Annotated in this window: 25 protein-coding genes; 9 read left to right on the forward strand and 16 right to left on the reverse strand. The window is 71.5% G+C overall.

What is annotated here, in order from left to right; genetic code table 11:
* Positions 1 to 6: 6 nt before the first annotated feature.
* A complete protein-coding gene (locus tag IH00_RS45060; RefSeq protein ID WP_031073699.1) occupies positions 7 to 1,125 on the reverse strand; it encodes a transcriptional regulator in 1,119 nt (372 codons plus the stop codon).
* A gap of 231 nt (positions 1,126 to 1,356) precedes the next feature.
* Positions 1,357 to 2,382 carry an ATP-dependent 6-phosphofructokinase gene (locus tag IH00_RS0115055; protein WP_031073700.1) on the reverse strand — a complete coding sequence of 342 codons (1,026 nt, stop codon included), beginning with the start codon at positions 2,380 to 2,382 and terminating at the stop codon, positions 1,357 to 1,359.
* Between the two features lie 219 nt (positions 2,383 to 2,601).
* On the opposite strand from IH00_RS0115055, the gene pta reads away from it, so the two are divergent.
* The 3 genes from pta to pyk all read left to right on the forward strand — a co-directional run bounded on the left by pta (position 2,602) and on the right by pyk (position 7,432).
* A complete protein-coding gene (gene pta, locus IH00_RS0115060; protein WP_031073703.1) occupies positions 2,602 to 4,677 on the forward strand; it encodes a phosphate acetyltransferase in 2,076 nt (691 codons plus the stop codon).
* Positions 4,678 to 4,697: 20 nt separating this feature from the next.
* Positions 4,698 to 5,927 carry an acetate kinase gene (locus IH00_RS0115065; RefSeq protein ID WP_031073705.1) on the forward strand — a complete coding sequence of 410 codons (1,230 nt, stop codon included), beginning with the start codon at positions 4,698 to 4,700 and terminating at the stop codon, positions 5,925 to 5,927.
* Positions 5,928 to 6,001: 74 nt separating this feature from the next.
* Positions 6,002 to 7,432: a pyruvate kinase gene (gene pyk / locus IH00_RS0115070; RefSeq protein WP_031073706.1), complete on the forward strand. Its 1,431-nt coding sequence runs from the start codon at positions 6,002 to 6,004 to the stop codon at positions 7,430 to 7,432.
* A gap of 69 nt (positions 7,433 to 7,501) precedes the next feature.
* On the opposite strand, the gene IH00_RS0115075 is transcribed toward pyk, so the two are convergent.
* From IH00_RS0115075 to IH00_RS0115090, 4 genes are all read right to left on the reverse strand, one after another.
* Positions 7,502 to 8,848, reverse strand: a complete 1,347-nt coding sequence (locus IH00_RS0115075; protein ID WP_031073709.1) for a hypothetical protein — start codon at positions 8,846 to 8,848, stop codon at positions 7,502 to 7,504.
* On the reverse strand, positions 8,838 to 9,383 hold the full coding sequence (locus IH00_RS0115080) for a DUF6114 domain-containing protein (protein WP_031073711.1): 546 nt from the start codon (positions 9,381 to 9,383) through the stop codon (positions 8,838 to 8,840). The genes IH00_RS0115075 and IH00_RS0115080 overlap by 11 nt, the downstream gene beginning before the upstream one ends.
* Before the next feature lie 99 nt (positions 9,384 to 9,482).
* Entirely contained in the window at positions 9,483 to 10,115 is a 633-nt protein-coding gene (locus IH00_RS0115085) for a DUF6230 family protein (RefSeq protein ID WP_078887766.1), read from the reverse strand.
* Positions 10,116 to 10,700: 585 nt separating this feature from the next.
* Positions 10,701 to 11,675 carry a tetratricopeptide repeat protein gene (locus IH00_RS0115090; RefSeq protein WP_031073715.1) on the reverse strand — a complete coding sequence of 325 codons (975 nt, stop codon included), beginning with the start codon at positions 11,673 to 11,675 and terminating at the stop codon, positions 10,701 to 10,703.
* A gap of 296 nt (positions 11,676 to 11,971) precedes the next feature.
* Here IH00_RS0115090 and IH00_RS0115095 point away from each other — a divergent pair, with 296 nt between their 5' ends.
* Positions 11,972 to 12,592 carry a TetR/AcrR family transcriptional regulator gene (locus tag IH00_RS0115095; protein WP_031073716.1) on the forward strand — a complete coding sequence of 207 codons (621 nt, stop codon included), beginning with the start codon at positions 11,972 to 11,974 and terminating at the stop codon, positions 12,590 to 12,592.
* Positions 12,593 to 12,604: 12 nt separating this feature from the next.
* On the opposite strand, the gene IH00_RS0115100 is transcribed toward IH00_RS0115095, so the two are convergent.
* The 6 genes from IH00_RS0115100 to IH00_RS0115125 all read right to left on the reverse strand — a co-directional run bounded on the left by IH00_RS0115100 (position 12,605) and on the right by IH00_RS0115125 (position 16,629).
* A complete protein-coding gene (locus IH00_RS0115100; RefSeq protein ID WP_031073717.1) occupies positions 12,605 to 13,102 on the reverse strand; it encodes a GNAT family N-acetyltransferase in 498 nt (165 codons plus the stop codon).
* Positions 13,103 to 13,199: 97 nt separating this feature from the next.
* Complete coding sequence (locus IH00_RS0115105) at positions 13,200 to 14,900, reverse strand: coenzyme B12-dependent isobutyryl-CoA mutase large subunit (protein WP_031073718.1); 1,701 nt, start codon at positions 14,898 to 14,900, stop codon at positions 13,200 to 13,202.
* Between the two features lie 81 nt (positions 14,901 to 14,981).
* Positions 14,982 to 15,317 (reverse strand): DUF3817 domain-containing protein, encoded by a 336-nt coding sequence (locus IH00_RS0115110; protein ID WP_031073720.1) that lies wholly within the window; start codon positions 15,315 to 15,317, stop codon positions 14,982 to 14,984.
* 96 nt (positions 15,318 to 15,413) lie between these two features.
* Positions 15,414 to 15,923: a MarR family winged helix-turn-helix transcriptional regulator gene (locus IH00_RS0115115; RefSeq protein ID WP_031073722.1), complete on the reverse strand. Its 510-nt coding sequence runs from the start codon at positions 15,921 to 15,923 to the stop codon at positions 15,414 to 15,416.
* Positions 15,924 to 15,994: 71 nt separating this feature from the next.
* Positions 15,995 to 16,288 (reverse strand): MTH1187 family thiamine-binding protein, encoded by a 294-nt coding sequence (locus IH00_RS0115120; RefSeq protein WP_031073724.1) that lies wholly within the window; start codon positions 16,286 to 16,288, stop codon positions 15,995 to 15,997.
* Complete coding sequence (locus tag IH00_RS0115125; protein WP_031073726.1) at positions 16,285 to 16,629, reverse strand: DUF3817 domain-containing protein; 345 nt, start codon at positions 16,627 to 16,629, stop codon at positions 16,285 to 16,287. The genes IH00_RS0115120 and IH00_RS0115125 overlap by 4 nt, the downstream gene beginning before the upstream one ends.
* Before the next feature lie 160 nt (positions 16,630 to 16,789).
* Between IH00_RS0115125 and IH00_RS0115130 the strand changes: the two genes are divergently transcribed.
* The 4 genes from IH00_RS0115130 to IH00_RS0115145 all read left to right on the forward strand — a co-directional run bounded on the left by IH00_RS0115130 (position 16,790) and on the right by IH00_RS0115145 (position 19,475).
* Positions 16,790 to 17,428 (forward strand): AIM24 family protein, encoded by a 639-nt coding sequence (locus IH00_RS0115130; RefSeq protein ID WP_078887767.1) that lies wholly within the window; start codon positions 16,790 to 16,792, stop codon positions 17,426 to 17,428.
* Positions 17,428 to 18,078 carry an AIM24 family protein gene (locus IH00_RS0115135; RefSeq protein ID WP_031073730.1) on the forward strand — a complete coding sequence of 217 codons (651 nt, stop codon included), beginning with the start codon at positions 17,428 to 17,430 and terminating at the stop codon, positions 18,076 to 18,078. Before IH00_RS0115130 ends, IH00_RS0115135 begins: the two co-directional genes overlap by 1 nt.
* Complete coding sequence (locus tag IH00_RS0115140) at positions 18,075 to 18,854, forward strand: AIM24 family protein (RefSeq protein ID WP_031073731.1); 780 nt, start codon at positions 18,075 to 18,077, stop codon at positions 18,852 to 18,854. The genes IH00_RS0115135 and IH00_RS0115140 overlap by 4 nt, the downstream gene beginning before the upstream one ends.
* Before the next feature lie 144 nt (positions 18,855 to 18,998).
* Positions 18,999 to 19,475: a MarR family winged helix-turn-helix transcriptional regulator gene (locus tag IH00_RS0115145; RefSeq protein ID WP_031073733.1), complete on the forward strand. Its 477-nt coding sequence runs from the start codon at positions 18,999 to 19,001 to the stop codon at positions 19,473 to 19,475.
* Between the two features lie 83 nt (positions 19,476 to 19,558).
* Here the strand turns inward: IH00_RS0115145 and IH00_RS0115150 are convergent, their stop codons facing one another.
* Both IH00_RS0115150 and IH00_RS0115155 read right to left on the reverse strand, forming a co-directional pair.
* Positions 19,559 to 20,974, reverse strand: a complete 1,416-nt coding sequence (locus IH00_RS0115150; protein WP_031073735.1) for a sensor histidine kinase — start codon at positions 20,972 to 20,974, stop codon at positions 19,559 to 19,561.
* Between the two features lie 8 nt (positions 20,975 to 20,982).
* Positions 20,983 to 21,642, reverse strand: coding sequence for a response regulator transcription factor (locus IH00_RS0115155; RefSeq protein WP_031073737.1), 660 nt, complete (start codon positions 21,640 to 21,642; stop codon positions 20,983 to 20,985).
* A 120-nt stretch (positions 21,643 to 21,762) separates the two neighbouring features.
* On the opposite strand from IH00_RS0115155, the gene IH00_RS0115160 reads away from it, so the two are divergent.
* Positions 21,763 to 22,188, forward strand: coding sequence for a PepSY domain-containing protein (locus IH00_RS0115160; protein ID WP_052411393.1), 426 nt, complete (start codon positions 21,763 to 21,765; stop codon positions 22,186 to 22,188).
* Positions 22,189 to 22,361: 173 nt separating this feature from the next.
* Here the strand turns inward: IH00_RS0115160 and meaB are convergent, their stop codons facing one another.
* Positions 22,362 to 23,318, reverse strand: a complete 957-nt coding sequence (gene meaB, locus IH00_RS0115165; protein WP_031073740.1) for a methylmalonyl Co-A mutase-associated GTPase MeaB — start codon at positions 23,316 to 23,318, stop codon at positions 22,362 to 22,364.
* A gap of 40 nt (positions 23,319 to 23,358) precedes the next feature.
* Positions 23,359 to 24,567 carry an acetyl-CoA C-acetyltransferase gene (locus tag IH00_RS0115170; RefSeq protein WP_031073742.1) on the reverse strand — a complete coding sequence of 403 codons (1,209 nt, stop codon included), beginning with the start codon at positions 24,565 to 24,567 and terminating at the stop codon, positions 23,359 to 23,361.
* Positions 24,568 to 24,593 lie beyond the last annotated feature (26 nt).

Consider the following 24,593-nt stretch of genomic DNA (forward strand, 5'->3'; position numbering starts at 1 on the left):
CCGCGGTCAGGGCGCGCGGGGCGGGTCGAAGCCGAACAGCTGGCCCTTGCCGTCCTCGCGGCACGCCTCCTGCACCACATCCGCCCACGGCTCGCGCGAGGCGTCCCGGACGCGCAGGCACAGGTCCGAGTGCGCGGATCTGATGCGGTGGCCGGCCTCCCGGCCGGCGCCGTCGAACGCCTCGATGCGGAACTCCTCGCGCGAGCCCCGTTTTCCGCACTCCTGGTCGACCAGGGGAGCGCCGTGCTGTTCGGCGAGGTCGACCGGGATGCCCGCGCAGCCGGCCCCGAAGTCGGGGTGGTCGGAGCGGATCCGCCACCGCCCGCCGCCGAGCCGCACGAGGGAGTAGCGCGGTACGGTCGCCTCCGCGCACGGCACCTGGTAGACCTGCCCGCTCTGCTGGCCGGGCCGCTCGTTCAGGCAGAGGCCCGAGTGCAGGGCCCGCAGGAGCACCGGCCCGGGCGCGGGCGGCGCGGCCTCCTCCCGCGGGCGGTCCCCGCCGGGGCCGCGCAGGAACGCGACGACCGTGGTCGCGGCCGTGGCGAGGGCGAGCAGCCCGACGAGCGGCACGAATCCGCGGGCGGCCCAGGTGCGTAATCGCTCCCCCCTCCCGGAGGCGGCCCCGGGGCCGTCACCCGGCCCGCCGTCCCGCGGCCCGGCCTGATCGGGACCGTCGTCGCCGGCCGGACCCCGCGGGCGGTCCGTGCCGGGCGGTGGGCCCTCGGCCCGGCGGAGGGTCTCCGCCCCGGCCCGAGCGGCGGCGGGAGCATCGGCAGGACCGTCGCCGGGACCGGCCGGCCGGTCCCGGGTCTCGGCCGCCGAGCCGTCGGCGCGGCAGCGGCCGGCGAGGTCCTTGCGGACCGCGAGCCACCGCTCCAGTTCCCCGGGGCCCACCCCGCAGGCGCGGACGTACGCCGACAGCAGTTCTTCGCGCGGCAGCGAGTTCCGGGCCAGCATGTTGGCGACCGTCGAGCGCGGCAGGACCTCGCCGAGCGCCTCGGCACGGGCCGACAGCTCCCGGTAGGTCAGGCCGGCCCCGTCCTTGAGCGCCTGGAGCAACTCGACGAACCCGGCGGGGTCGCGCGCCTCCCGGGGGTCGGGAGCTGCTCTCTCCCCGTCGGTCATGCGCCGCCCCTTCCGCCCGTCCGCCCCGTCGTCGACCGCCCCGGACGAAGTGGCGGGTCGTCCGGGACAGGAGTCAAGCCTTGTTGAATCGGCGAGGGGTCTCAAGAGGGGAAATCGGCAATTCCGGCCGGGCGATTCCGGCGGGGGAGGTTCGAGCGGCCGGGCGGGAAAGCCGGCGGCCCCGGCCGTCCGCGAGGGGCCGACCGGGGCCGCTGCCCGTGTGCGGAAGCGTCAGAAGACGGACTCCGCTTCGTACATCCGGTTCCCAGGCACCGTCTTCAGCTGGGTGACCGCCTCCGCGAGCGGCACCATGTGGATGTCCGTGCCGCGCAGGGCCGTCATCCGGCCGAACTCCTTGCGGTGCGCCGCCTCCACCGCGTGCCAGCCGAAGCGGGTCGCGAGGACACGGTCGTACGCGGTGGGCGTGCCGCCGCGCTGGACGTGGCCGAGGATGACCGGCCGGGCCTCCTTGCCGAGCCGGCGCTCCAGTTCCTTGGCCAGCCGGTTGCCGATGCCCTGGAACCGTTCGTGCCCGTACTGGTCGATGGCGCCCTTCTCGTACTCCATCGAGCCCTCGGCGGGGTGCGCGCCCTCGGCGACGCAGATCACCGCGAACTTCTTGCCGCGCGCGAACCGCTCCTCGACCATCTTCACCAGGTCGTCGACCTCGAAGGGCCGCTCCGGCAGGCAGATGCCGTGCGCGCCGCCCGCCATGCCGGACTCCAGCGCGATCCATCCGGCGTGCCGGCCCATGACCTCGACGACCATCACCCGCTGGTGCGACTCGGCGGTGGTCTTCAGACGGTCTATGGCCTCGGTCGCGACCATCACGGCCGTGTCGAAGCCGAAGGTGCGGTCGGTCGACGAGATGTCGTTGTCGATCGTCTTCGGCACGCCGACGACCGGCATCCCCGCCTCGGACAGCAGCCGCGCCGCGGACAGCGTGCCCTCGCCGCCGATGGGGATGAGCACGTCGATCCCGTACCGCTTCTGCAACTCGCCGCAGTTCTCGGCGGCTTCGCGCAGCCGGGCGCGCTCCAGCCGGGCGGAGCCGAGGATCGTGCCGCCGCGGGCGAGGATGCCGCTCACCGCGTTGAGGTCGAGCGGTCGGTAGTGGCCGTCGAGGAGGCCCTTGAACCCGTCCTCGAAGCCGATGACCTCATCGCCGTGACCGGTGAGCGCCCGGTGCACGACCGACCGGATCACTGCGTTGAGGCCCGGGCAGTCGCCGCCTGCGGTGAGAACTCCGATGCGCATCGTGCTGTGTCTCCTGCTCGGTATCGGTACGGGGGAGCCTTACCGAATTGTCCCACGGTACGGCCACGCGGCGTGTTCCCCGCCGCTCGGCCGAAGGGCTGTCGTCACGGACCTCACCGCCCGGCGGGCGCTTAACCCAGCGCCAGAGGTATTGTCAAGGGGGTATCGGGCACCCGATCAGGGATTTTGCATCAGCACTCGCTTGACAGGAGAGCATGCGTGGCGCGCAGCGTGTACGTGACCGGGATCGACCGCGGTGACGGCCGCCAGGTCGTGGAGCTGGGAGTCATGGAGCTCCTGACCCGCCAAGTGGACCGGGTGGGGGTGTTCCGGCCCCTGGTGCACGACGGCCCCGACCGCCTCTTCGACCTGCTGCGGGTGCGCTACCGGCTGTCCCAGGACCCGGCCACGGTGTACGGCATGGACTACCACGAGGCGTCCGCGCTCCAGGCCGAGAAGGGCACGGACGAACTGGTGTCCCGACTGGTCGGCCGCTTCCACGCGGTGGCGCGGGACTACGAGGTCGTACTGGTCCTCGGTACGGACTTCCACGCCACGCAGCTGCCCGAGGAGCTGGCGCTCAACGCGCGCCTGGCCAACGAGTTCGGCGCCCCGGTGATACCCGTGGTGGGCGGCAAGGACCAGGACGCCGACTCGGTGCGCGCCGAGACCCGCAACGCCTTCCGGGCGTACGAGAGCCTCGGCTGCGACATCCTCGCCATGGTCGCCAACCGGGTGGCGCCCGAGGACCGCGACGCCATCGCCGAGCGGCTGGCGGCCCGCCTCCCGGTGCCCTGCTACGTCCTGCCGGACATGCCGGCGCTCTCCGCGCCGACGGTCGCCCAGATCCGCCAGGCGCTGGGCGCCGAGGTGGTGCTCGGGGACGATTCGGGGCTGGCGCGCGACGCGCTGGACTTCGTCTTCGGCGGCGCGATGCTGCCCAACTTCCTCAACGCCCTGACCCCCGGCTGCCTGGTCGTCACGCCCGGCGACCGCGCCGACCTGGTGGTGGGCGCGCTGGCCGCGCACTCGGCCGGGAACCCGCCCATCGCGGGCGTGCTGCTCACGCTGAACGAGCGCCCCAGCCGGGAGGTGCTGAACCTGGCCGCCCGCCTCGCGCCCGGCACCCCGGTGCTGTCGGTCAGCGGCAACAGCTTCCCCACCGCCGCGGAGCTGTTCTCGCTGGAGGGCAAGCTGAACGCGGCGACCCCGCGCAAGGCGGAGACGGCCCTCGGACTGTTCGAGCGGCACGTGGACACGGCCGACCTGCTGGGGCGCATCTCGGTGGCCCGCAGCGGCCGCGTCACACCGATGATGTTCGAGCACGAACTGCTGGAGCAGGCCCGCGCCGACCGCCGCCGCGTGGTGCTGCCGGAGGGCGCGGAGGAGCGGGTGCTGCGCGCCGCCGACGTCCTCGTGCGCCGCGACGTGTGCGCCCTGACGCTGCTCGGCGACGTCGAGCTGATCCGCAAGAAGGCCGCCGACCTGGGCGTGGACCTCGGGGACAGCCAGCTGATCGACCCGGCGGCCTCGGAGCTGCGCCAGCGCTTCGCCGAGCGGTACGCCGCGCTGCGCGCCCACAAGGGCGTCAGCGTGGAGCTGGCGTACGACGTGGTGTCGGACGTCAACTACTTCGGCACGATGATGGTGCAGGAGGGGCTGGCCGACGGGATGGTGTCCGGGTCGGTGCACTCCACGGCGGCGACGATCCGCCCCGCCTTCGAGATCATCAAGACAAAGCCCGAGGCGTCGATCGTCAGCTCGGTCTTCTTCATGTGCCTGGCGGACAAGGTGCTGGTGTACGGGGACTGCGCGGTCAACCCGGTCCCGAACGCCGAGCAGCTCGCCGACATCGCCGTCCAGTCGGCCGCGACGGCCGCCCGGTTCGGGGTGGAGCCGCGGATCGCGATGCTGTCGTACTCCACGGGCACGTCGGGCTCGGGCGCGGACGTCGACAAGGTGCGCGAGGCGACGAAGCTGGTGCGCGAGGCGCACCCGGAGCTGAAGATCGAAGGGCCCATCCAGTACGACGCGGCCGTGGAGCCGTCCGTCGCCGCGACGAAGCTGCCGGGTTCGGAGGTGGCGGGCCAGGCCACGGTGCTGATCTTCCCGGACCTGAACACCGGCAACAACACGTACAAGGCGGTGCAGCGCTCGGCCGGCGCCGTGGCCGTCGGCCCGGTGCTGCAGGGCCTGCGCAAGCCGGTGAACGACCTGTCGCGCGGAGCGCTCGTCAGCGACATCGTGAACACGGTCGCGATCACCGCGATCCAGTCCCAGCCCGCCTCCGCATGACCACAGAAAGCAACGCACCCGTGAGCAACGCGAACGACGCCTCCCGCGTCCTTGTCCTCAACTCCGGCTCGTCGTCCGTGAAGTACCAGCTGCTCGACATGCACGACGGGGCACGCCTGGCCGTCGGCCTGGTGGAGCGCATCGGCGAGGAGACCTCCCGCCTGGTCCACACGCCGCTGACCGACGGCGCCGGGCAGCGGGAGCGCACGGGCCCGATCGCCGACCACGAGGCGGCGCTGAAGGCCGTCGCCGACGAGCTGGCGGCGGACGGGCTCGGCCTCGACTCCCCGGAGCTCGCGGCGATCGGGCACCGGGTGGTGCACGGCGGGCTGCGGTTCTCCGCCCCGACGGTCATCACGGACGAGGTGATGGCCGAGATCGAGCGCCTGGTGCCGGTGGCGCCGCTGCACAACCCGGCGAACATCACGGGCATCCGGACCGCGCAGGCGCTCCGCCCCGACCTGCCGCAGGTGGCCGTCTTCGACACGGCGTTCCACACCACGATGCCGGAGCACGCGGCGCGGTACGCGATCGACGTCGAGACCGCGGACGCGCACCGGATCCGCCGCTACGGCTTCCACGGCACGTCGCACGCGTACGTCGCGCGGCGCACCGCGCAGCTGCTGGGCAAGGATCCGTCCGAGGCGAACGTGATCGTGCTGCACCTGGGCAACGGCGCGTCGGCGTCGGCGGTGCGGGGCGGCCGGTGCGTGGACACCTCGATGGGCCTGACCCCCTTGGAGGGGCTCGTCATGGGTACGCGGTCCGGTGACATCGATCCCGCGGTGGTGTTCCACCTCGAGCGGGTCGCCGGAATGTCGACCGACGAGATCGATGTGCTGCTGAACAAGAAGAGCGGATTGGTGGGGCTTTGCGGTGACAATGACATGCGCGAGATCCGGCGCCGGATCGATGAGGGCGACGAGCGGGCGCAGCTCGCGTTCGACATCTACATTCACCGTTTGAAGAAGTACATCGGCGCTTATTACGCGGTGCTCGGCCGGGTGGACGCGGTGGCGTTCACGGCGGGGGTCGGCGAGAACGCGGCGCCGGTGCGGGAGGCCGCCGTCACGGGCCTGGAGGAGCTGGGACTGGCGGTGGACGCCGGTCTGAACGCCGTGCGGTCCGGGGAGGCGCGGCTGATCTCGCCGGAGTACGCGCGGGTCGCGGTGGCCGTGGTACCGACGGACGAGGAGCTCGAAATCGCCCGGCAAACCTACTCGCTGGTCAACTCCGCGGCCCACGACTGAGCGGCACCCCGCCCATTTGTACATTCCGCCAGACGGAATATTCCGCAGTGAAACAAACCGATAGGATCCGCCTTATGCGCCGTTCCAAAATCGTCTGCACACTGGGCCCCGCCGTCGACTCGTACGAGCAACTGAAAGCTCTGATCGAGGCCGGTATGAATGTGGCCCGCTTCAACATGAGCCACGGATCCCACGCTGAGCACGAGGAGCGGTACCACCGCCTCCGCCAGGCCGCCGAGGACACCGGCCGCGCGGTGGGCGTCCTCGCCGACCTCCAGGGCCCCAAGATCCGTCTGGAAACGTTCGCCGAGGGGCCGGTCGAACTGGTCCGCGGCGACGAGTTCACCATCACCACCGAGGACGTCCCCGGGGACAAGTCCATCTGTGGCACCACGTACAAGGGTCTGCCCGGGGACGTCTCCAAGGGCGACCAGATCCTGATCAACGACGGCAACGTCGAGCTGCGCGTCATCGAGGTCGACGGCCAGCGCGTGAAGACCATCGTCGTCGAGGGCGGGGTCATCTCCGACCACAAGGGCATCAACCTGCCGGGTGCGGCGGTGAACGTCCCGGCCCTGTCCGAGAAGGACGTCGAGGACCTGCGCTTCGCCCTGCGGATGGGCTGCGACCTGGTCGCGCTGTCCTTCGTCCGGGACGCCAACGACGTCAAGGACGTCCACAAGGTGATGGACGAGGTCGGCCGCCGTGTGCCGGTCATCGCCAAGGTGGAGAAGCCGCAGGCCGTCGAGAACATGCAGGACGTCGTGATGGCGTTCGACGGTGTGATGGTGGCCCGTGGCGACCTCGCCGTCGAGTACCCGCTGGAGCGGGTCCCGATGGTGCAGAAGCGCCTCATCGAGCTGTGCCGCCGCAACGCCAAGCCGGTGATCGTGGCGACCCAGATGATGGAGTCGATGATCACCAACTCGCGCCCGACCCGCGCGGAGGCGTCCGACGTCGCCAACGCCATCCTGGACGGCGCCGACGCGGTCATGCTGTCGGCGGAGTCCTCCGTGGGCGCGTACCCCATCGAGACGGTCAAGACGATGTCGAAGATCGTCGCGGCGGCGGAGGAGGAGCTGCTCTCCAAGGGCCTGCAGCCCCTGGTGCCGGGCAAGAAGCCGCGCACCCAGGGCGGCTCGGTCGCCCGCGCGGCCGCCGAGATCGCGGACTTCCTGGACGGCAAGGCCCTGATCGCCTTCACCAAGTCCGGCGACACCGCCCGCCGGCTGTCCCGCTACCGCGCCCAGCAGCCGATCCTCGCGTTCACCACCGAGGTCTCCACCCGCAACCAGCTCGCCCTGAGCTGGGGCGTCGAGTCCTTCGTGGTCCCCCACGTCGACAACACGGACGCGATGGTCGACCTGGTCGACGCCGAGCTGCTGAAGCTCCAGCGCTACAACGAGGGCGACACCATGGTCATCACCGCGGGTTCCCCTCCGGGTGTCCCGGGCACGACCAACATGGTCCGCGTCCACCACCTGGGCGGCGAGTCCCGCGCCTGACACCGCCCGACACGCACGCCGCGGGCCGCACCCCTGGGAAGGGGGTGCGGCCCGCGGCGCATCCGGCGGTCAGCCGTCGATGTAGTTCTTCAGGCCCGGAACGGTCAGGGTGCCGCCGAACTGGCCGGCCTGCGTGACCTTCACGTCGGTGAAGAAGGCGAACGGGACGTTCAGCGGGGGCGGCGTCTCGGGGCTGAACGTGATCGGGATGAGGCCGAAGAGGTTGCCCTTCAGCTCCTCCGTGTACATGGTCACGGTGCCGCCGGTGATGGTGGAGGTGGAACCGGGCCGGGACTTCACATGGCCGGTGCGGCCCTCGGAGTGGACCGTGAGCTGGTGCAGGTCCTTGATGTCGACCTCGCTCGCGGTGAACTTCAGGACCTTCTTCACCTTGCCGCTGCCGGTCTTCACCTCGACGATGCCGTGGTAGTCCAGGCCGCGCAGGGTGAGCCTCGTGCTCTCCAGCTTCCACGGATCGTCCGGGAGCAGCGGGATGCCGGGCTCGGCCTTCGCGTCGGCGAGGGCCTGCGGGTCGGGCGTCGGGCAGGGGAAGCGCGGCTTGGCGCCGTCCGGGATGTCCTCGTCCTTCTTGGGGTCGAGTCCCTTGACGTCCTCCGGCAGCTCCTCCACCGTGGCGCCGGCCTTGTCGGCGGCGTCCTTGATGGCGTCCTTCGTCCGGTCCGGCGCCTCGCCCACGGATCCGGCCGGCGGCTCGGCCGAGGGCTCGGGGGCCGGCTGCGTGGACGGCTGTCCGTCCGAGGGGGTGGGCGCCGGCGTGGTGGAGGGCTCGGTGGGGGCGGGCGCGCCGGCCGACGGGGTCGCCGCCGGCTCGTCGTCCGGACCGTCGAAGATGTCCTTGATCGTGTCGCCGATGCCCAGTGGGTCCAGCGGGTTCTTGGACTCGGTCGGCGTCGGGGTCGGCGTCGGGGTCGGGGTCGGGGTCGGGGAGGCCGTCGCACCGGTCTTCGGCTGGGTGGCCGGCTCGGTGTCCTCCGCCGCGTCGTCCGCCGACGGGCCGGCACCCGGCGCCGGCTTGTCGGCGTCGCCCTGCCCGTCCTGCGCGTCCTGCCCGTCACCACCGCCGGCCGGGTCGCCGGCGCTCGCCGACGGCTCGGGCGAGACCGAGCCGGACGGCGACGGCTTCGCCTGCTCGTCCGTCTCCTGCGGCTCGTCGGACCGGGTCACGCACGGACCGGGCGCGAAGGGGATGTCCTTCTCGTCGGCGAGGGCCAGCTTGGGCGTGAGGCCGAGGCCGACGAGGACTGCGGTGGGCATCGCGGCCAGGGCTATCGCCTTGCCCGCGGGGGCCTGGATCCTGGTTCGCAGCGACTTCTTCGGGGCCGCGTGACGCGGCCCCCTTCTTGCCAGAGTGCCATCGCCCCCAGTCGTCCCCGACTGCGTGTCGTCACCCCGCACTGTTCCTCCCGCCGTTGGCCTGGGTCGTCGCTTCGGTCACGTGCAGGTCCGTCCCGCCCTCGGGCCGCTGTCCGGGCACGACGGCGGCGTCCTCGGACACCGCGGCCCCGCCCTCTCCCTCGTCCTCGCCGGATTCGTCCCGGGGGACGCCGGGGGCCCACGAGATGGAGAGCGCACCGCCGATCAGGGAGAAGAGGAACCCCACGAGGAAGCCGCCGATGTTGGAGATGGGCAGCGACACGAGCCCCAGGATGATGGCGGCCACACCGGCGAAGACCCGGACGATGGAGTGGAACCACATCGTCAGGCCGAGTGTCGCCAGCAGCAGGCCGATGATGAGCGATCCGGCGCCGGCCGTGGTCGCCATCGCGATCGTGATGTTGCCGAGCCGGACGTCGGCGTACGGGAGGTAGGCGATCGGCACGCTGCCCAGCAGAGTGAACAGTCCCGCCCAGAAGGGCCGGTTGCCACGCCAGGCCCGGAAGCGAAGCCGCCAGTAGGTGAATCCGCGGGATCCAGTGGACTCGGCGCTCATGGAAAACAGCTCCCTGGAAGCGGTGTTGCTGTGAAAGGTGGTGAAGTGGCCCGAGCGGGGCGGGGGCCGTCGAGCGGTCCCCGCCCCGTCAGGTCCGTGCTAGAAGCACTCCTTGACGCCCTGGTGCAGGCGCAGGCTCAGACCGCTGAGCTTGAAGGTGCCGGCCGTGGTGGCCCACGCCTTCTGCTCGACGTTCTTCAGGACGGCCTTCTTGGCACGCTGCGAGAAGCCGTACGGGTTCGCCTGCGTACCGGGCTGGATGCCCGGGTTCTTCAGGGAGCCCGCGGCAACACCGATGTCGATGTTGCTGAACTCGGCGTCGGCGTCGAGCTCCGAGACATCCAGGTAGATGTCCTTGGCGTAGACGCGGTCGTGACCCGGCGTGCCGGCCCGCAGCTCCAGGCTGACGTTGCCGAGGAAGGGCACCTTCGGCGTGACGACCGACTGGCACATGTCGGTGATGTAGGCCTCGCTGAAGCCCGAGACACCGACCGGGTCCGCGAAGTCCTTGCCTTCGAGGTTCTTGCCGTGCGCCACGCTGCCGTACTGGACGAAGTCGTAGCCCTCGAGTTCCTTGGCCTTAACCTTGAACTCCTGGCCGGAGATGCTGAACGACGCGGCGAGCGCGCCCTGCGCCATGCCGATGCCTATCGCGGCCGTCGCGGCCACGCTCGGCACCATGACAACGGCGAACCGCTTCCATCTGGTCCCACCGCGAACCTGGGACTTCATAGATTCCTCCTTCTCGGACGTACATCTCCAAAAGGGCCGTCGGCCCGTCCTGGGATGGGAGAAGTGCTACGTCCTCGGGAAGGAGAGCGCCCGTGGATCAGGCGCGAGCCGCGTCCGAACACCGGCGATCACCCCCGAGCGACAACCACTGGCCACGCCTTCGCGCAACCTGATCGGACAGGCCCTGCCGGTCAGCAGGAACCCCCCTGTCCACGGTCGGCGCCTGTGCTGCCGCCGGCCGGCTCGGTGGGGACCAGGCCCGTGGCCCGGCGGGTCGCCGGACTGGTACGGGATTGGACCGAGCGTGGCCGATCGTGGTCCATTCCGCGGCGGGGCACAAGGGGGTTCGTTACCCACTAGTAACGGCTGGATAACCGCGACACGACGGGGTGGCGTCGGGCGGGCACTCAGGGTGCTACCGCCCGGTTCGACAGAAGGTGATTTCGCCGCCGAAAGGCGGACATAAGGAGGGCGTTGATTTACTGGAAGTAACAGCGGCCGCGATTACCAAGTTTTGGTAAAGCGCGGCCGCGATTTGTCACTCCGTCGCCGGATCGGCGCCTTTCGGCCCGGCCGGACGGTGCGTCAGAAGAGCACTCTCGCCAGCGCCGAACGGGCCGCCTGGACGCGCGGATCCTCGGGGCCGATCACCTCGAACAGCTCCAGCAGCCGCAGTCGCGCGGTGTCCCGGTCCTCGCCCGCCGTGCGCCGGACCGTCTCGACGAGACGCCCGAACGCGTCCTGCACATGCCCGCCGACCAGATCCAGGTCGGCCGCGGCCAACTGGGCCTGAACGTCGGCGGGGTCGTCCGCGGCGTTCTTGCGGACCTGCTGCGGGTCCATGTCCCGCACCCGGCCCAGCAGCTCCGCCTGCGCGAGCCCCAGCTTGGCCTCGACATTGGCCGGATCGTCCACCAGGACGTTCTTGTACGCCTGGACGGCGCCGGCGAAGTCGTTGGCGTCCAGCGCCTGCGCCGCCGCCTCCAGCAGCGCGTCGTACGGGCCGGCCGGGCGGACCGGGGCGGACGGCGCCGCGGCGCCCTCGGCATCCGGGTCGACCGTGAGGCCGGTGAGACCGAAGCGCTGCTCGCCGACCTGGATCAGCTGGTCCAGCGTCTGCCGGATCTGGGCTTCCGGGGCCGCGCCCTGGAAGAGCGGCAGCGCCTGGCCGGCGACCACCGCGAAGACGGCCGGGATGCCCTGGATCCCGAACTGCTGCATCAGCATCTGATTGGCGTCGACGTCGATCTTCGCCAGCAGGAAGCGGCCGTTGTACTCGACGGCCAGCCGCTCCAGCAGAGGACCGAGCTGCTTGCAGGGCTCGCACCACTCGGCCCAGAAGTCGAGGACGACCGGCACCTCGGCCGAGCGCTGAAGGACGTCGCGCTCGAAGCCGGCCTCGTCGACGTCGATCACCAGCGCGGACGGGGACACCGCCGCGCTGCCGCCGTGCCGGGCGGCCTCGGCCCGCGCCTTCTCCGCCTTCGCCTTGGCCTCTCCGGCCGCCTTCACCGCGGCGAGGTCGACGACGCCGCTCATGGACATGTTCCTAGGCTGCATGGGTACATCCTCCCCCTTCCGCGGTCGTAACCGGTAAGAACCGGTAAGTCACGGCGCATGCCGCTGCCCGAGCGAGGCCGGATTGCAGCCGGGCGCCCGTTTTCACCCGTTTCGTATCGGCGCCAGGTCCCCACCTCGGCGCCAGTGCGTGGTTGTCGCTGGGGCCGCGGGGCGGCCTTTCGCTACAGGTCGTAGCGTAATGGCAGGAGGTGGGGTACGGCGAGACCCCCGCGGTGAACTCGATCACACGAACGGCGGCGGGCGCGGCAACCTACTCGCCGGTATGGTCGGGCGTCATGTGCAGCCGTACCAGCCCTCGAAGCCGTACCGGACGGCCCCGCAGCATCGCGGCCGACACCGCGATCCTGGAGGCCACCCGCGCCGCGCTCGTCGAGCTGGGCTGGTCCAAGCTGACGATGAGCGACGTCGCCACCCGCGCCGGCGTCGCCAAGACGACCCTCTACCGGCGCTGGGCCGGCAAGAACGAGCTGGTGGTGGACGCTGTCGCGGTTCTCTTCGATGAGCTGCAGCTGCCCGACCGCGGCAGCCTGATGGCGGACATCGAAGGCGTGGTCCTCCAGTTCGCCGCGCTCCTCGAACGGCCCGAGACCAAGACGGCCCTCATGGCGGTGATCGCCGAGTCGACCCGTGACGAGCCGCTGCGCGAACGGATCCGCACCTCGATCGTGGAGCGGCAGAAGCGGCTCGTCCAGGAGGGCCGCCGGCGCGCCCAGGCCCGCGGGGAGCTGCCCGCCGGACCCGGCCCGATGGCGGGCACCGACGACCTGATCTTCGACGTGATCGCGGGTGCGGTGGTCCACCGGGCACTGGTGAGCGCGGAACCGGTCGACGCCCAGTGGGTGCAGCGCTTCACCGCGCTGCTGCTGGGCGGCCTCGCCGCGGCCGCGCAGACCTGAGGCCCTGAGGCCCTACAGCGGCCGGTGCATGATGTGCAGGCCGACGTACCCGCGCTCCGGGTGACGGAAGCCCTCCGGGACCGTGCCGACGATGCCGAAGCCCAGAGACTCGTAGAGCCGCACCGCGTGCGTGTTGGTCTCGACGACCGCGTTGAACTGCATGCCCCGGAAGCCCGCGGCCCGGGCCCACCGCAGCGACTCCTCGACGAGGGCCCGCCCGACGCCCCGCCCGCCGTGGGCCGGGTCGACCATGTAGCTGGCGCTGGCGATGTGCGCGCCGTTCCCGCCCTGGTTGTTGTTCATCTTCGCCGTGCCGACGACCGTCCCCGTGGCGTCCTCGACGGCGACGACCGTACGGTTCGGGGCCGGAAGCAGCCACCAGGCGCGGCCCTGCTCGTCGCTCGGATCGAGGGGGTAGGTGAACGTGTCCCCCGCGGCGACGATCGCCCGGAAGAAGGGCCAGATGGCGGGCCAGTCGCCGGGGGTGGCGTCCCGGATGGTGAGCTGCATGCGCACAGCATGCAACGGCCGCGCCCCGGGCGCGACGGAGTTTCGCGGGCGGAGGGCCGGGTGCTCCCGCGCAGGCGGGAGCACCCGGCCCACCCGGTCAGAAGCCCGCCGGCTCGGTGTAGGTGCCCCACTCGTCGCGCAGCGCGTCGCAGATCTCGCCGAGCGTGGCCTCCGCGCGGACGGCCTCCAGCATGGGCTCGATCATGTTGGCACCGCTGCGGGCGGCGTCCAGCATGGCGTCCAGCGAAGCCCGTACCCGCGCGTCGTCACGCCGTGCCCGGCGGTCGGCGAGCAGCCGCACCTGCTCGCGCTCCACCTCGTGGCTGACCCGCAGGATCTCCAGGTCGCCGGTGACGGAGCCGGTGTGGACGTTGACGCCGACGACCTTCTTGTCGCCCTTCTCCAGCGACTGCTGGTAGCGGAAGGCGGACTCGGCGATCTCACCGGTGAACCAGCCGTCCTCGATGCCGCGCAGGATGCCCGAGGTGATCGGCCCGATGGGGTGCTGCCCGTCGGGGTGCGCGCGCAGACCGCGCTCCTTGATCTGCTCGAAGATCTTCTCGGCGTCCGCCTCGATGCGGTCGGTGAGCTGCTCGACGTACCAGGAGCCGCCCAGCGGGTCGGCGACGTTGCCGACGCCGGTCTCCTCCATCAGCACCTGCTGCGTGCGCAGGGCGATCTCGGCGGCCTGTTCGCTGGGCAGGGCGAGGGTCTCGTCCAGGGCGTTGGTGTGCAGGGAGTTGGTGCCGCCGAGGACCGCCGCGAGGGCCTCGACCGCCGTGCGGACGACGTTGTTGTACGGCTGCTGCGCGGTGAGGGAGACACCGGCGGTCTGGGTGTGGAAACGCAGCCACTGCGCCTTGTCGGTCCTCGCGCCGTAGACCTCCTTCATCCAGCGGGCCCAGATGCGGCGGGCGGCGCGGAACTTGGCGATCTCCTCGAAGAAGTCGACGTGCGCGTCGAAGAAGAAGGACAGGCCGGGCGCGAAGACGTCCACGTCCAGGCCGCGGCTCAGCCCCAGCTCCACGTACCCGAAGCCGTCGGCGAGCGTGTACGCCAGCTCCTGCGCGGCCGTCGCCCCGGCCTCGCGGATGTGGTAGCCGGAGACGGAGAGCGGCTTGTACGCGGGGATGCCGGCCGCGCAGTGCTCCATCAGGTCGCCGATCAGGCGCAGATGGGGCTCGGGCTGGAAGAGCCACTCCTTCTGGGCGATGTACTCCTTGAAGATGTCCGTCTGCAGGGTGCCGTTGAGCACACCCGGGTCGACGCCCTGGCGTTCGGCGGCGACGAGGTACATGCAGAAGACGGGGACGGCGGGTCCGCTGATCGTCATCGACGTCGTGACGTCGCCGAGGGGGATGTCCTTGAAGAGGATCTCCATGTCGGCGGCGGAGTCGATGGCGACGCCGCAGTGGCCGACCTCGCCGAGCGAGCGGGGGTCGTCGGAGTCGCGGCCCATGAGGGTCGGCATGTCGAAGGCGACGGACAGGCCGCCGCCGCCGTTGCCGAGGATCATCTTGTAGCGCTCGTTGGTCTGCTCGGCGTTGCCGAACCCGGCGAACTGGCGGATGGTCCAGGTCCGGCCCCGGTAGCCGGTCGGGTACAGGCCGCGGGTGAAGGGGTACTCACCGGGCCAGCCGATCCGCTCGAAGCCGTCGTAGGTGTCGCCGGGGCGGGGCCCGTAGACGGGCTCAACGGGGTCGCCGGAGAGCGTGGTGAAGTCGGCGTCGCGCTTGCGGGCGGCGTCGTAGCGGGCCTGCCAGCGTCGGCGGCCTTCCTCGATGGCGTCAGCGTCCATACCTTCGAATTTACTAGGACGTCCTAGTAAATGTCGATGGCTGACCGCCGTACGCAGCGTGGCGCGCGGCGGTCGGGGGCGTTACGCCTTGGCGGGCTGGGCCGCGGCGTCGCCGGCGAGCAGCGGCTCGACGTCGCGGACGACCGTGCGCTCGACGAAGAAGGCGGCGAAGGGGATCGTGCCGGAGAGCAGGATCCACAGCAGCTTGCCGAAGGGCCACTTCGCCTTGGAGCCCAGGTCGAAGGCGAAGATCAGGTAGATGATGTAGAGGACGCCGTGGGCCTGGGAGACCATGAAGGTCACGTCCTCGCCCGTGTCGAACCCGTATTTGAAAACCATGCACGTGCAGAGCACGAGCAGCATGACGGCGGTCACATAGGCCATGACCCGGTAGCGGGTCAGCACGCTCCTCTTCATGGCATCGAGCGTAACCGCCCGTTCCGGGCGATCTTCGCCCGGGTGACCCCGGCACGGGGCCGGATGCGTGCCGGGGCGCGCCCGGGTCCGGGCGGCCTACTTCTCCTCGAAGTCGTGCGCGGCGATCCGCAGCGGCCGCAGCATCGCGAAGATCTCCGCGCACTCCTCGCCGTCGTACACGCCCAGCCCGAAGTCCATCGCCATCAGATCGCGGGTGGCGGCCTCGACGACCTCGCGGCCCTTGTCGGTGATGGAGGCGAGGGTGCCGCGGCCGTCGTTGGGATTGGGGCGCTTGGCCACCAGGCCGGAGCGCACCAGGCGGTCGACGGTGTTGGTCACCGAGGTGGGATGCACCATCAGCCGTTCGCCGATCTTGGACATCGGCAGTTCGCCCGCCTTGGAGAAGGTGAGCAGCACCAGCGCCTCGTACCGCGCGAAGGTCAGCTCGTACGGCTTGACCACGGCATCGACCTCGGCGAGCAGGATCTGGTGGGCGCGCATGATCGAGGTGATCGCCGCCATCGAGGGCACGGGCCCCCACCGCTGCTGCCAGAGTTCGTCGGCGCGGGCGATGGGGTCGAACGGGAGACTGAGCGGCTTGGGCACGGGACCGACCTTACCGAGTGGTCACATGCTGGTCAGCCCCGTCTCGCTTTTCGGTACCCGGCCGGCCCGGGTCAGGCCGACAGGTGGCGCTCCACCGTCTCGACCTTGGAGGTCAGGCCGTCCGTGACGCCCGGCCGGATGTCCGCCTTGAGGACGAGCGAGACGCGCGGCGCCCGCGCCTCCACGGCCGCGACGGCGCGCCTGACGACGTCCATGACCTCGTCCCACTCGCCCTCGACGGAGGTGAACATCGCGTCCGTGCGGTTCGGGAGCCCGGACTCGCGCACGACGCGCACGGCGTCTGCGACGTATTCGCCGACGTCCTCGCCGACGCCGAGCGGAGTGACGGAGAAGGCGACGATCACGCGCTCACCGTGCCTTCGCGGCGGGCACGGGAGGCGATGACGGCGTCGTCGGCGGCGCGCTTGAGCCTGCGGTCGGCGAAGAAGCCGCCGAAGGGCACCACGGAGAGGAGGAAGTAGACGGCGGCCGTCCTCACGTCCCACTTGGTGCGGTTCCAGGCGTCCAGCCAGAAGAGCACGTACAGGATGAAGAGCACGCCGTGGACGGCACCCATGACCGGGACCGCGTTGAACTCCGTCGTGCGCTTGAGCACCGAGCAGACCAGCAGCAGGAGGAACGAGACGGCCTCCGGCGCGGAGACCAGGCGGAGGCGGTGGAGGGAGGAGGCGGTCTTGATGTCCACGAGGCGGCACCTTCGTCGTGAGCGATGCACGGCGATCTTGTGAATCGCCGCACAAGCGGGTCCGGACCATTGTGACAGGCGGCTTTGCCAGTCCGTTACCAGGGTGGGGATCCTCCCTGTGGCTCTGTCCCGGCCGGGGGGCACCGGTTACCGTCGTCGCGTGGCAACGTTCCGACTCCAAGGCAGCAAAGTGCTCGCCGTCGACATGACCGGCGACTCCGTCAGAGCGAAGAACGGCTCGATGGTCGCGTACGACGGCCAGATGGCCTTCAAGAAGATGTCCGGCGGCGGTGAGGGCCTGCGCGGGATGGTCACCCGGCGGCTCACCGGCGAACAGATGGAAATGATGGAGGTGAAGGGGCAGGGGACCTGCTACTTCGCCGACCGGGCGAGCGAGATCAACCTGGTCGCGCTGCGCGGCGACAAGCTCTTCGTGGAGGCCAGCAACCTGCTGTGCGCCGACGGCGGGCTGCGCACCGGCACGAGCTTCACCGGTCTGCGCGGCGGGGCGACCGGGACCGGGCTGTTCACGACGACCGTCGAGGGCTCCGGGCAGGCCGCGATCATGTCGGACGGCCCGGCCGTGGTGCTGCGGGTGTCACCGCAGTACCCGCTGTCGGTGGACCCCGGCGCGTACGTCGCCCACCAGGGCAACCTCCGGCAGAGCTTCCAGTCCGGTGTGACGTTCCGCACGTTTCTGGGCGAGGGCGGCGGCGAGGCGTTCCAGATCCGCTTCGAGGGCGACGGACTGGTCTACGTCCAGCCGAGCGAGCGCAACACCGTCGGAGGGGACGTCTGATGCCGTTCCGCGAGGTCAACGCGAAGATGGTCGAGGCGGCGATCGCGCCCGGCCAGAAGATGTTCAGCCAGCGGGGCGCGATGCTCGCGTACCGCGGCGACGTCACTTTCACGCCGAACATCGCCGGCGGCCAGGGCGGCCTGATGTCGATGATCGGGCGCCGGGTGGCCGGCGAGGCGACACCGCTGATGACGGTCGAGGGCCGGGGCACCGTCATGTTCGGGCACGGCGGCCACCACATCCAGGTGATCCAGCTGTCCGGCGACACGCTGTACGTGGAGGCGGACCGGCTGCTGGCCTTCGACGGAACGCTGGAGCAGGGCACGATGTTCCTGGGCGCGCAGGGCGGCGTCATGGGCATGGTGCGCGGCCAGGTCACCGGCCAGGGGCTGTTCACCACGACCCTGAAGGGCCACGGCGCGGTCGCCGTGATGGCGCACGGCGGGGTCATCGAGCTTCCGATCACCCCGGGGCGGCCGGTCCACGTCGACCCGCAGGCGTACGTCGCGCACCACGGCGACGTGCGCAACAAGCTCTCCACCGCGCTGGGCTGGCGCGACATGGTGGGGCGCGGCTCGGGCGAGGCCTTCCAGCTGGAGCTGAGCGGCAGTGGTGCGGTGTACGTCCAGGCGTCGGAGGAGAAGCTGTGAGCACGCCCGTCGTTTTCGATCCCGGCACGCTGCCGAGCGACGACAACGTCAATCCGTACACCTTCTGCGTGGAGCTGAAGGGCTCCCAGTGGTTCCTCCAGAAGGGGAAGATGATCGCCTACTACGGGCGGATCGACTTCAACGGCATCGGCCACGGCCGCCTGGAGCGGCTCATCCGGACGAGCTTCCACTCCCCGCTGCACGCGAGCGACTGGGTGGTGGCGGAGGGCAGCGGCAAGATGCTGCTGGCGGACCGCGCCTTCGACGTCAACTCGTTCGACCTGGACGAGGGGAACCTGACCATCCGGGCCGGGAACCTGCTGGCGTACCAGCCCACCCTCGCGCTGAAGCAGTCGATCGTGCCGGGGTTCCTGACCCTGATCGGCACGGGGAAGTTCGTGGCCGCGTCGAACGGTCCCGTGGTGTTCATGGAACCGCCGCTGCGGGTGGATCCGCAGGCGCTGGTGGGCTGGGCGGACTGCCCGTCGCCGTGCCACCACTACGACCACGGCTACATGACGGGCGTGATGGGCGGGCTGCGGCACCTGACGGGCATCGGCGGCGCGTCCGGCGAGGAGCACCAGTTCGAGTTCGCGGGGGCGGGGACGGTGCTGCTCCAGTCGTCGGAGGTGCTGATGCCCGAGCAGGCGACCGGGGCGGTGCCGCACGAGCCGGGCGTACCGGGCGGAACGCATGGATCCGGCCACGGTCAGCACGGATCCGCACCGCGCCTTCCCGGTCAGCTGGGGGACCTCCAGCGTCGCTTCGGGCTGTGAGCGGTAGTCTGCGGAGTGTGACGTCCTCGAACGTCTGCGCCCTTGTAGTGCGGGTACTCAGTCGTCGAGGACGGGGGGCCGGGGCTGCCCGGCGTCACCGACCTCATTTCGTCCAGCATTCAACTTCTTAGGTAGAATCCATACATGGAGACCGAGACGGCCATTCCCTGGCTGACCGATGCCGAGCAGCGCGCCTGGCGCACGTACCTGGACGTGAACAGGCTGCTGACGTACCAGTTGGAGAAGGACCTCCAGCCGTTCGGACTGACCATCAACGACTACGAGATCCTGGTGAACCTCTCGGAGTCGCTCGAGCGGCGGATGCGGATGAGCGACCTGGCGGCGGCGACGCTTCAGTCCAAGAGCCGCCTTTCCCACCAGATCACCCGGATGGAGAACGCCGGGCTCGTGCGCCGGGAGAACTGCGAGTCGGACCGGCGCGGCCTGTACGCGGTCCTCACCGACCACGGCATGGAGACCATGCGGAAGGTCGCCCCGCACCACGTCGAGTCGGTGCGCAAGCACTTCATCGACCTGCTGAACCCGGACGCACTCCACCAGCTGCACGACTCGCTGCACCCCATCGCCGAACAGCTGCGGGGCCTGCGCGGCAAGCCCTAGCCAGGGCCTCTCGTTCGGATCCGGCTGGGCTCGTGGTGTCCGGACACCGTTCCCTGACCCAGCCTGATCCGAACGACGGACCTTCAGGCGTCCCCCCGCGGGGTGTCCACGGGGTCCCGGGGCACCCGCAGTTCCAGCAGCGCGCCGCCGGAGGGGGACCGGCGGGCCGCGAGGGTGCCGCCGTGGCGGTCAGCGATGTCACGGGCGATCGCCAGGCCCAGGCCGGCGCCGCCCGCGTCGCGGCTGCGGGCGTCGTCCAGCCGGACGAACCGCTCGAAGATCCGCTCCCGCTCGGCCTCCGGCACGCCCGCCCCGTCGTCCTCGACGGTCAGGACGACGTCCCGTCCGGCGGTACGGACGGTGACCGTCACCCGGGTGGCCGCGTGCCGCTGGGCGTTGTCGAGCAGGTTCGCGAGGACCCGCGCCAGCTGGGGGCGTGAGCCGCCGACCTCGGCCCGCTCGGCCCCGACCCGGACCGGTACGCGGTCCTCCGCCCGCTGGGACACCTCCTGCCGCACGAGCTCGGCCAGGTCGAAGCGGGTCCGTCCCGGCCGCTCCCCCGCGTCCAGACGGGCCAGCAGCAGCAGGTCCGCCGCCAGTTGCTGGAGCCGCACGGTGTCGGCGACCGCGCCGGGGAGGTCGAGCAGCCCGGGGTGCGCCGCGCCGACCTCCAGCTGGGTGCGCAGACTCGCGATGGGGCTGCGCAGTTCGTGCGAGGCGTCCGCGACGAACCGCCGCTGCCGCTCGACGGACGCCTCCAGCGCCGCCAGCGTCTCGTTGGTCGTGCGGGCCAGCCGCGCCACCTCGTCGTGGGTGCCCGGCTCGGGCACGCGGCGCGAGAGGTCCTCCGACGCCGTGATCGCCGCCATCTCGCCGCGGATGCCCTCCACGGGCTTCAGCGCCCGCCGGGTGACCAGCCAGGTCACGGCGGCGACCACCGCGAGCAGCACCGGCAGCGTGCCGAGCATGGCGTCCCGCACACCGGAGACCGTGGCCGTCTCGGTGGCCAGCGGCGCGCCGGCGTACACGGTGACCTCGCCGCTCCGCGGCCCGGAAGCCTTGACGGCGGCGAAGCGGTACGTGGCGGTGTCGCCGTCGACGGTCACGTCGCCCTTCGAGTAGGCGACGTCGTCGGAGACCTCCCCGGTGCCCGGCTCCCTCCCGTCGTCCTCGCCGGCGCGCGGCGCGACCGCCTTCGTCCGCGGGCTGCCGGTGCCGGAGATGGCATCGATGTCGTCCCCGACGGCGACGACACGGCCGTCCTCGTCCACGACCTGCACCGGGTGCTCCTCGGTGTCGTCGGGCAGGTCCAGCCGGTCCGGCGGCCTGCCGTCGGCGATCTGCGAGGCGACCGACCGGGCCGAGACCGTCGCCTGGAGCTCGGCCTGGTCGACGAGGTTGGCACGCAGGACCGCGAGCAACGCGACACCCGCGCCGACGAGGGCGACCGCCACGACGAGGGTGGCGCCGAGGGCGGTACGGGCGCGGACGGAGCGCAGCGGGTGCCTCACCGGTCCTCCAGGCGGTACCCGGCGCCGCGCACGGTCCGGATGGTCCCCGCCCCCAGCTTGCGCCGCAGCGCGCTCACGTACACCTCGACGATGTTCGGGTCGCCCTCGTACGCGAAGTCCCAGACGTGCTCCAGGATCTCCGCCTTCGACACGACCTCGCCGGGCCGCAGGGCCAGCTGCTCCAGGACGGAGAACTCCTTCGCGGTGAGGCCCACCTCCGCGCCGTCCCGCAGGACGCGGCGACTCGCCGTGTCGACGGCGAGCGCCCCGGCCCGCAGCACGGGGGACGCGGTGCGGCCGCGGCGCCGCAGCAGGGCCTTGACGCGCGCGACGAGGACGACGTACGAGAACGGCTTGGTGAGGTAGTCGTCGGCTCCGGTGTCGAGTCCCTCGGCCTCGTCGTACTCGCCGTCCTTGGCCGTGAGCATCAGGATCGGTACGTCGTGGCCGGCGGCCCGCAGCGCCGCGCAGACGCGGTAACCGTTCATGCCGGGCAGCATGATGTCGAGGACCACCAGGTCGTACGCTCCGTCCCCGGCCCGGTGCAGCCCTTCGAGCCCGTCGTGGACCACGTCCACGGCGAACCCTTCGGCGCGCAGCCCGGCGGCGAGGGACAGGGCGAGCCGCTTCTCGTCCTCCACGATCAACAGACGCATGGGTTCAGGGTCCCAAAGGGAACCTGAAGAGACCTTCAGGCGGCTTCAGGCTGCGTTCAGGCACCGGGGCGCAGGGTGGGTGCGTACCGAACGAACCGAACCTCCCTGGAGGCCCTTCCCATGAAGCGCAACCTCATCATCGCGACGGTCACCGCGGCGGCCCTGGTCACCGGCGGCACCGCGGCGGCGTTCGCCGCCGCCGAAGAGGCCCCGTCCAAGCCGCACCACGCGGTGGCGCAGTCCGGCGACGACCGCGACGACGCGGCGGACGCCGCCTCCGACCCCGAGGAGGCGCGGGACGCCCTCCGCGGCACCGAGGTCACGGCCGCCGAGGCGCTCCGGGCCGTCGCGGGCCGCGGCACGGTGACCTCGCTGGAGCTGGACGACGACGGCGCGCGGACGTGGGACGTCGAGCTGGTGACGAAGGACGGCACGGTCCAGGACTGGACGGTCGACGCGAAGACCGCGAAGGCGGTCCAGGACAAGGACCAGGACCAGGAGGACCAGGACCAGGAGGACCAGGCCGGGAACGCCGACGAGGACTGATCCGGCCGCGCACGCGGGCCGGGCCCGCCGGGGCCCGGCCCCCGCCGGCCACCCGCGGGGCGCGGCTCCACGGAAGTCGGGGGGCCACCCGCCCCGGGGCGCGGCGGGACCGGTCGCTTCGCTCGCGGCGGAGCCGCGGGCCGCAGCGAGCCCCGCGGATCCGGGAACGGGCCCTAGCGGCCCGTCAGGCCCGCCACCAGCTCGTCCGCCGCCGCGTACGGGTCCAGCGTGCCCGAGACGATGCGCTCCGCGAGGGTGCCCAGGCGGCGGTCGCCGTGGAGGTCGCCGATGCGTTCGCGCAGGGCCGTGACGGCGATGGTCTCGACCTCGCGCGCGGCCCGGGCCCGGCGGCGCTCGTCCAGGACGCCCCGCTCCTCCATCCACGCGCGGTGCTTCTCCAGCGCCTCGACGACCTCGTCGACGCCCTCGCTGCGCGCCGCGACCGTCTTGACGATCGGCGGCCGCCAGTCCCCCGGCCCGCGGGCCTCGCCGAGGCCCAGCATGTGGTTGAGCTCGCGCGCCGTGGCGTCGGCGCCGTCGCGGTCGGCCTTGTTGACGACGTACACATCGCCGATCTCCAGGATGCCGGCCTTGGCCGCCTGGATCCCGTCGCCCATGCCGGGCGCGAGCAGCACCACGGACGTGTCCGCCTGGGAGGCGATCTCGACCTCCGACTGCCCGACGCCGACCGTCTCGACGAGGACCACGTCGCAGCCGGCCGCGTCGAGGACGCGGATCGCCTGCGGCGCGGCCCAGGCGAGACCGCCCAGGTGGCCGCGCGTCGCCATGGAGCGGATGTAGACGCCCGGGTCGGAGGCGTGCTCCGACATCCGGACGCGGTCGCCGAGCAGCGCGCCCCCGCTGAAGGGGGAGGACGGGTCGACGGCCAGGACGCCGACCCGCTTGCCGGCCCGCCGGTACGCGGTGACCAGGGCCGACGTCGAGGTCGACTTGCCGACACCGGGCGAGCCGGTCAGGCCGACGACGTACGCCCCGCCCGTCAGCGGCGCGAGCGCCGCCATCACCTCACGGAGCTGCGGGGACGCACCCTCCACGAGCGAGATCAGCCGGGCCACGGCCCGCGGCCGGCCCTCCCGTGCCTGGGCGACCAGTGCGGGGACGTCCACCATCACGTACAGAGCTCCTTACGGGCCGGGCCGTCAGGCCGGTTTACTTGCCGTTGCCGGGGACGCGGAGGATCAGCGCGTCACCCTGACCGCCGCCGCCGCACAGCGCCGCCGCGCCGACTCCGCCGCCGCGCCGCTTGAGCTCCAGGGCCAGGTGGAGGACGAGCCGGGCGCCCGACATGCCGATCGGGTGCCCGAGGGCGATCGCACCACCGTTGACGTTCACCTTTTCGGGGGTCACGCCGAGATCCTTCATTGACTGTACGGCGACCGCCGCGAACGCCTCGTTGATTTCGATCAGGTCGAGGTCGGAGACGGCCAGGCCCTCCTTCTTCAGGGCGTGGACGATCGCGTTGGACGGCTGCGAGTGCAGCGAGTTGTCCGGCCCGGCCACGTTGCCGTGGGCGCCGATCTCGGCGATCCAGTCCAGACCGAGCTCCTCGGCCTTGGCCTTGCTCATCACGACGACGGCCGCGGCACCGTCGGAGATCTGCGAGGCGGTGCCGGCCGTGATGGTGCCGTCCTTGGCGAAGGCGGGGCGCAGCCTGCTCAGGGACTCGACCGTGGTGTCGGCCCGGATGCCCTCGTCCTTGGCGAAGATGACCGGGTCGCCCTTGCGCTGCGGGATCTCGACCGGGGTGATCTCGGCCTCGAAGATGCCGTTCTTCTGCGCGGCGGCGGCGCGCTGGTGCGACAGCGCGGCGATCTCGTCCTGCTCGGCGCGGGCGATGCCGAGGTGGGTGTTGCGCTTCTCGGTGGACTCGCCCATGGCGATGCCCTCGAACGGGTCGGTGAGGCCGTCGTGCGCCATGGTGTCGAGCATCTCGATGGCGCCGTACTTGAAGCCCTCGCGGGACTTCGGCAGCGCGTGCGGCGCGTTCGTCATGGACTCCTGGCCGCCGGCGACGATCACGTCGAACTCACCCGCGCGGATCAGCTGGTCCGCGAGCGCGATGGCGTCGAGGCCGGAGAGACAGACCTTGTTGACGGTGAGCGCCGGGACGTTCATCGGGATGCCGGCCTTGACCGCGGCCTGGCGGGCGGGGATCTGCCCGGCGCCGGCCTGCAGCACCTGGCCCATGATCACGTACTGCACCTGGTCACCGCCGATGCCGGCCCGGTCGAGCGCGGCCTTGATGGCGAAGCCGCCCAGGTCGGCGCCCGAGAAGGACTTCAGCGAGCCGAGCAGCCGGCCCATGGGCGTGCGTGCGCCCGCGACGATGACTGAGGTGGTACCGGTCGTTCCAGACATGAGGCACGATCCCCTTCCAGCCTGGG

It is taken from the genome of Streptomyces sp. NRRL S-118 (assembly GCF_000716335.1).
GTDB lineage: Bacteria > Actinomycetota > Actinomycetes > Streptomycetales > Streptomycetaceae > Streptomyces.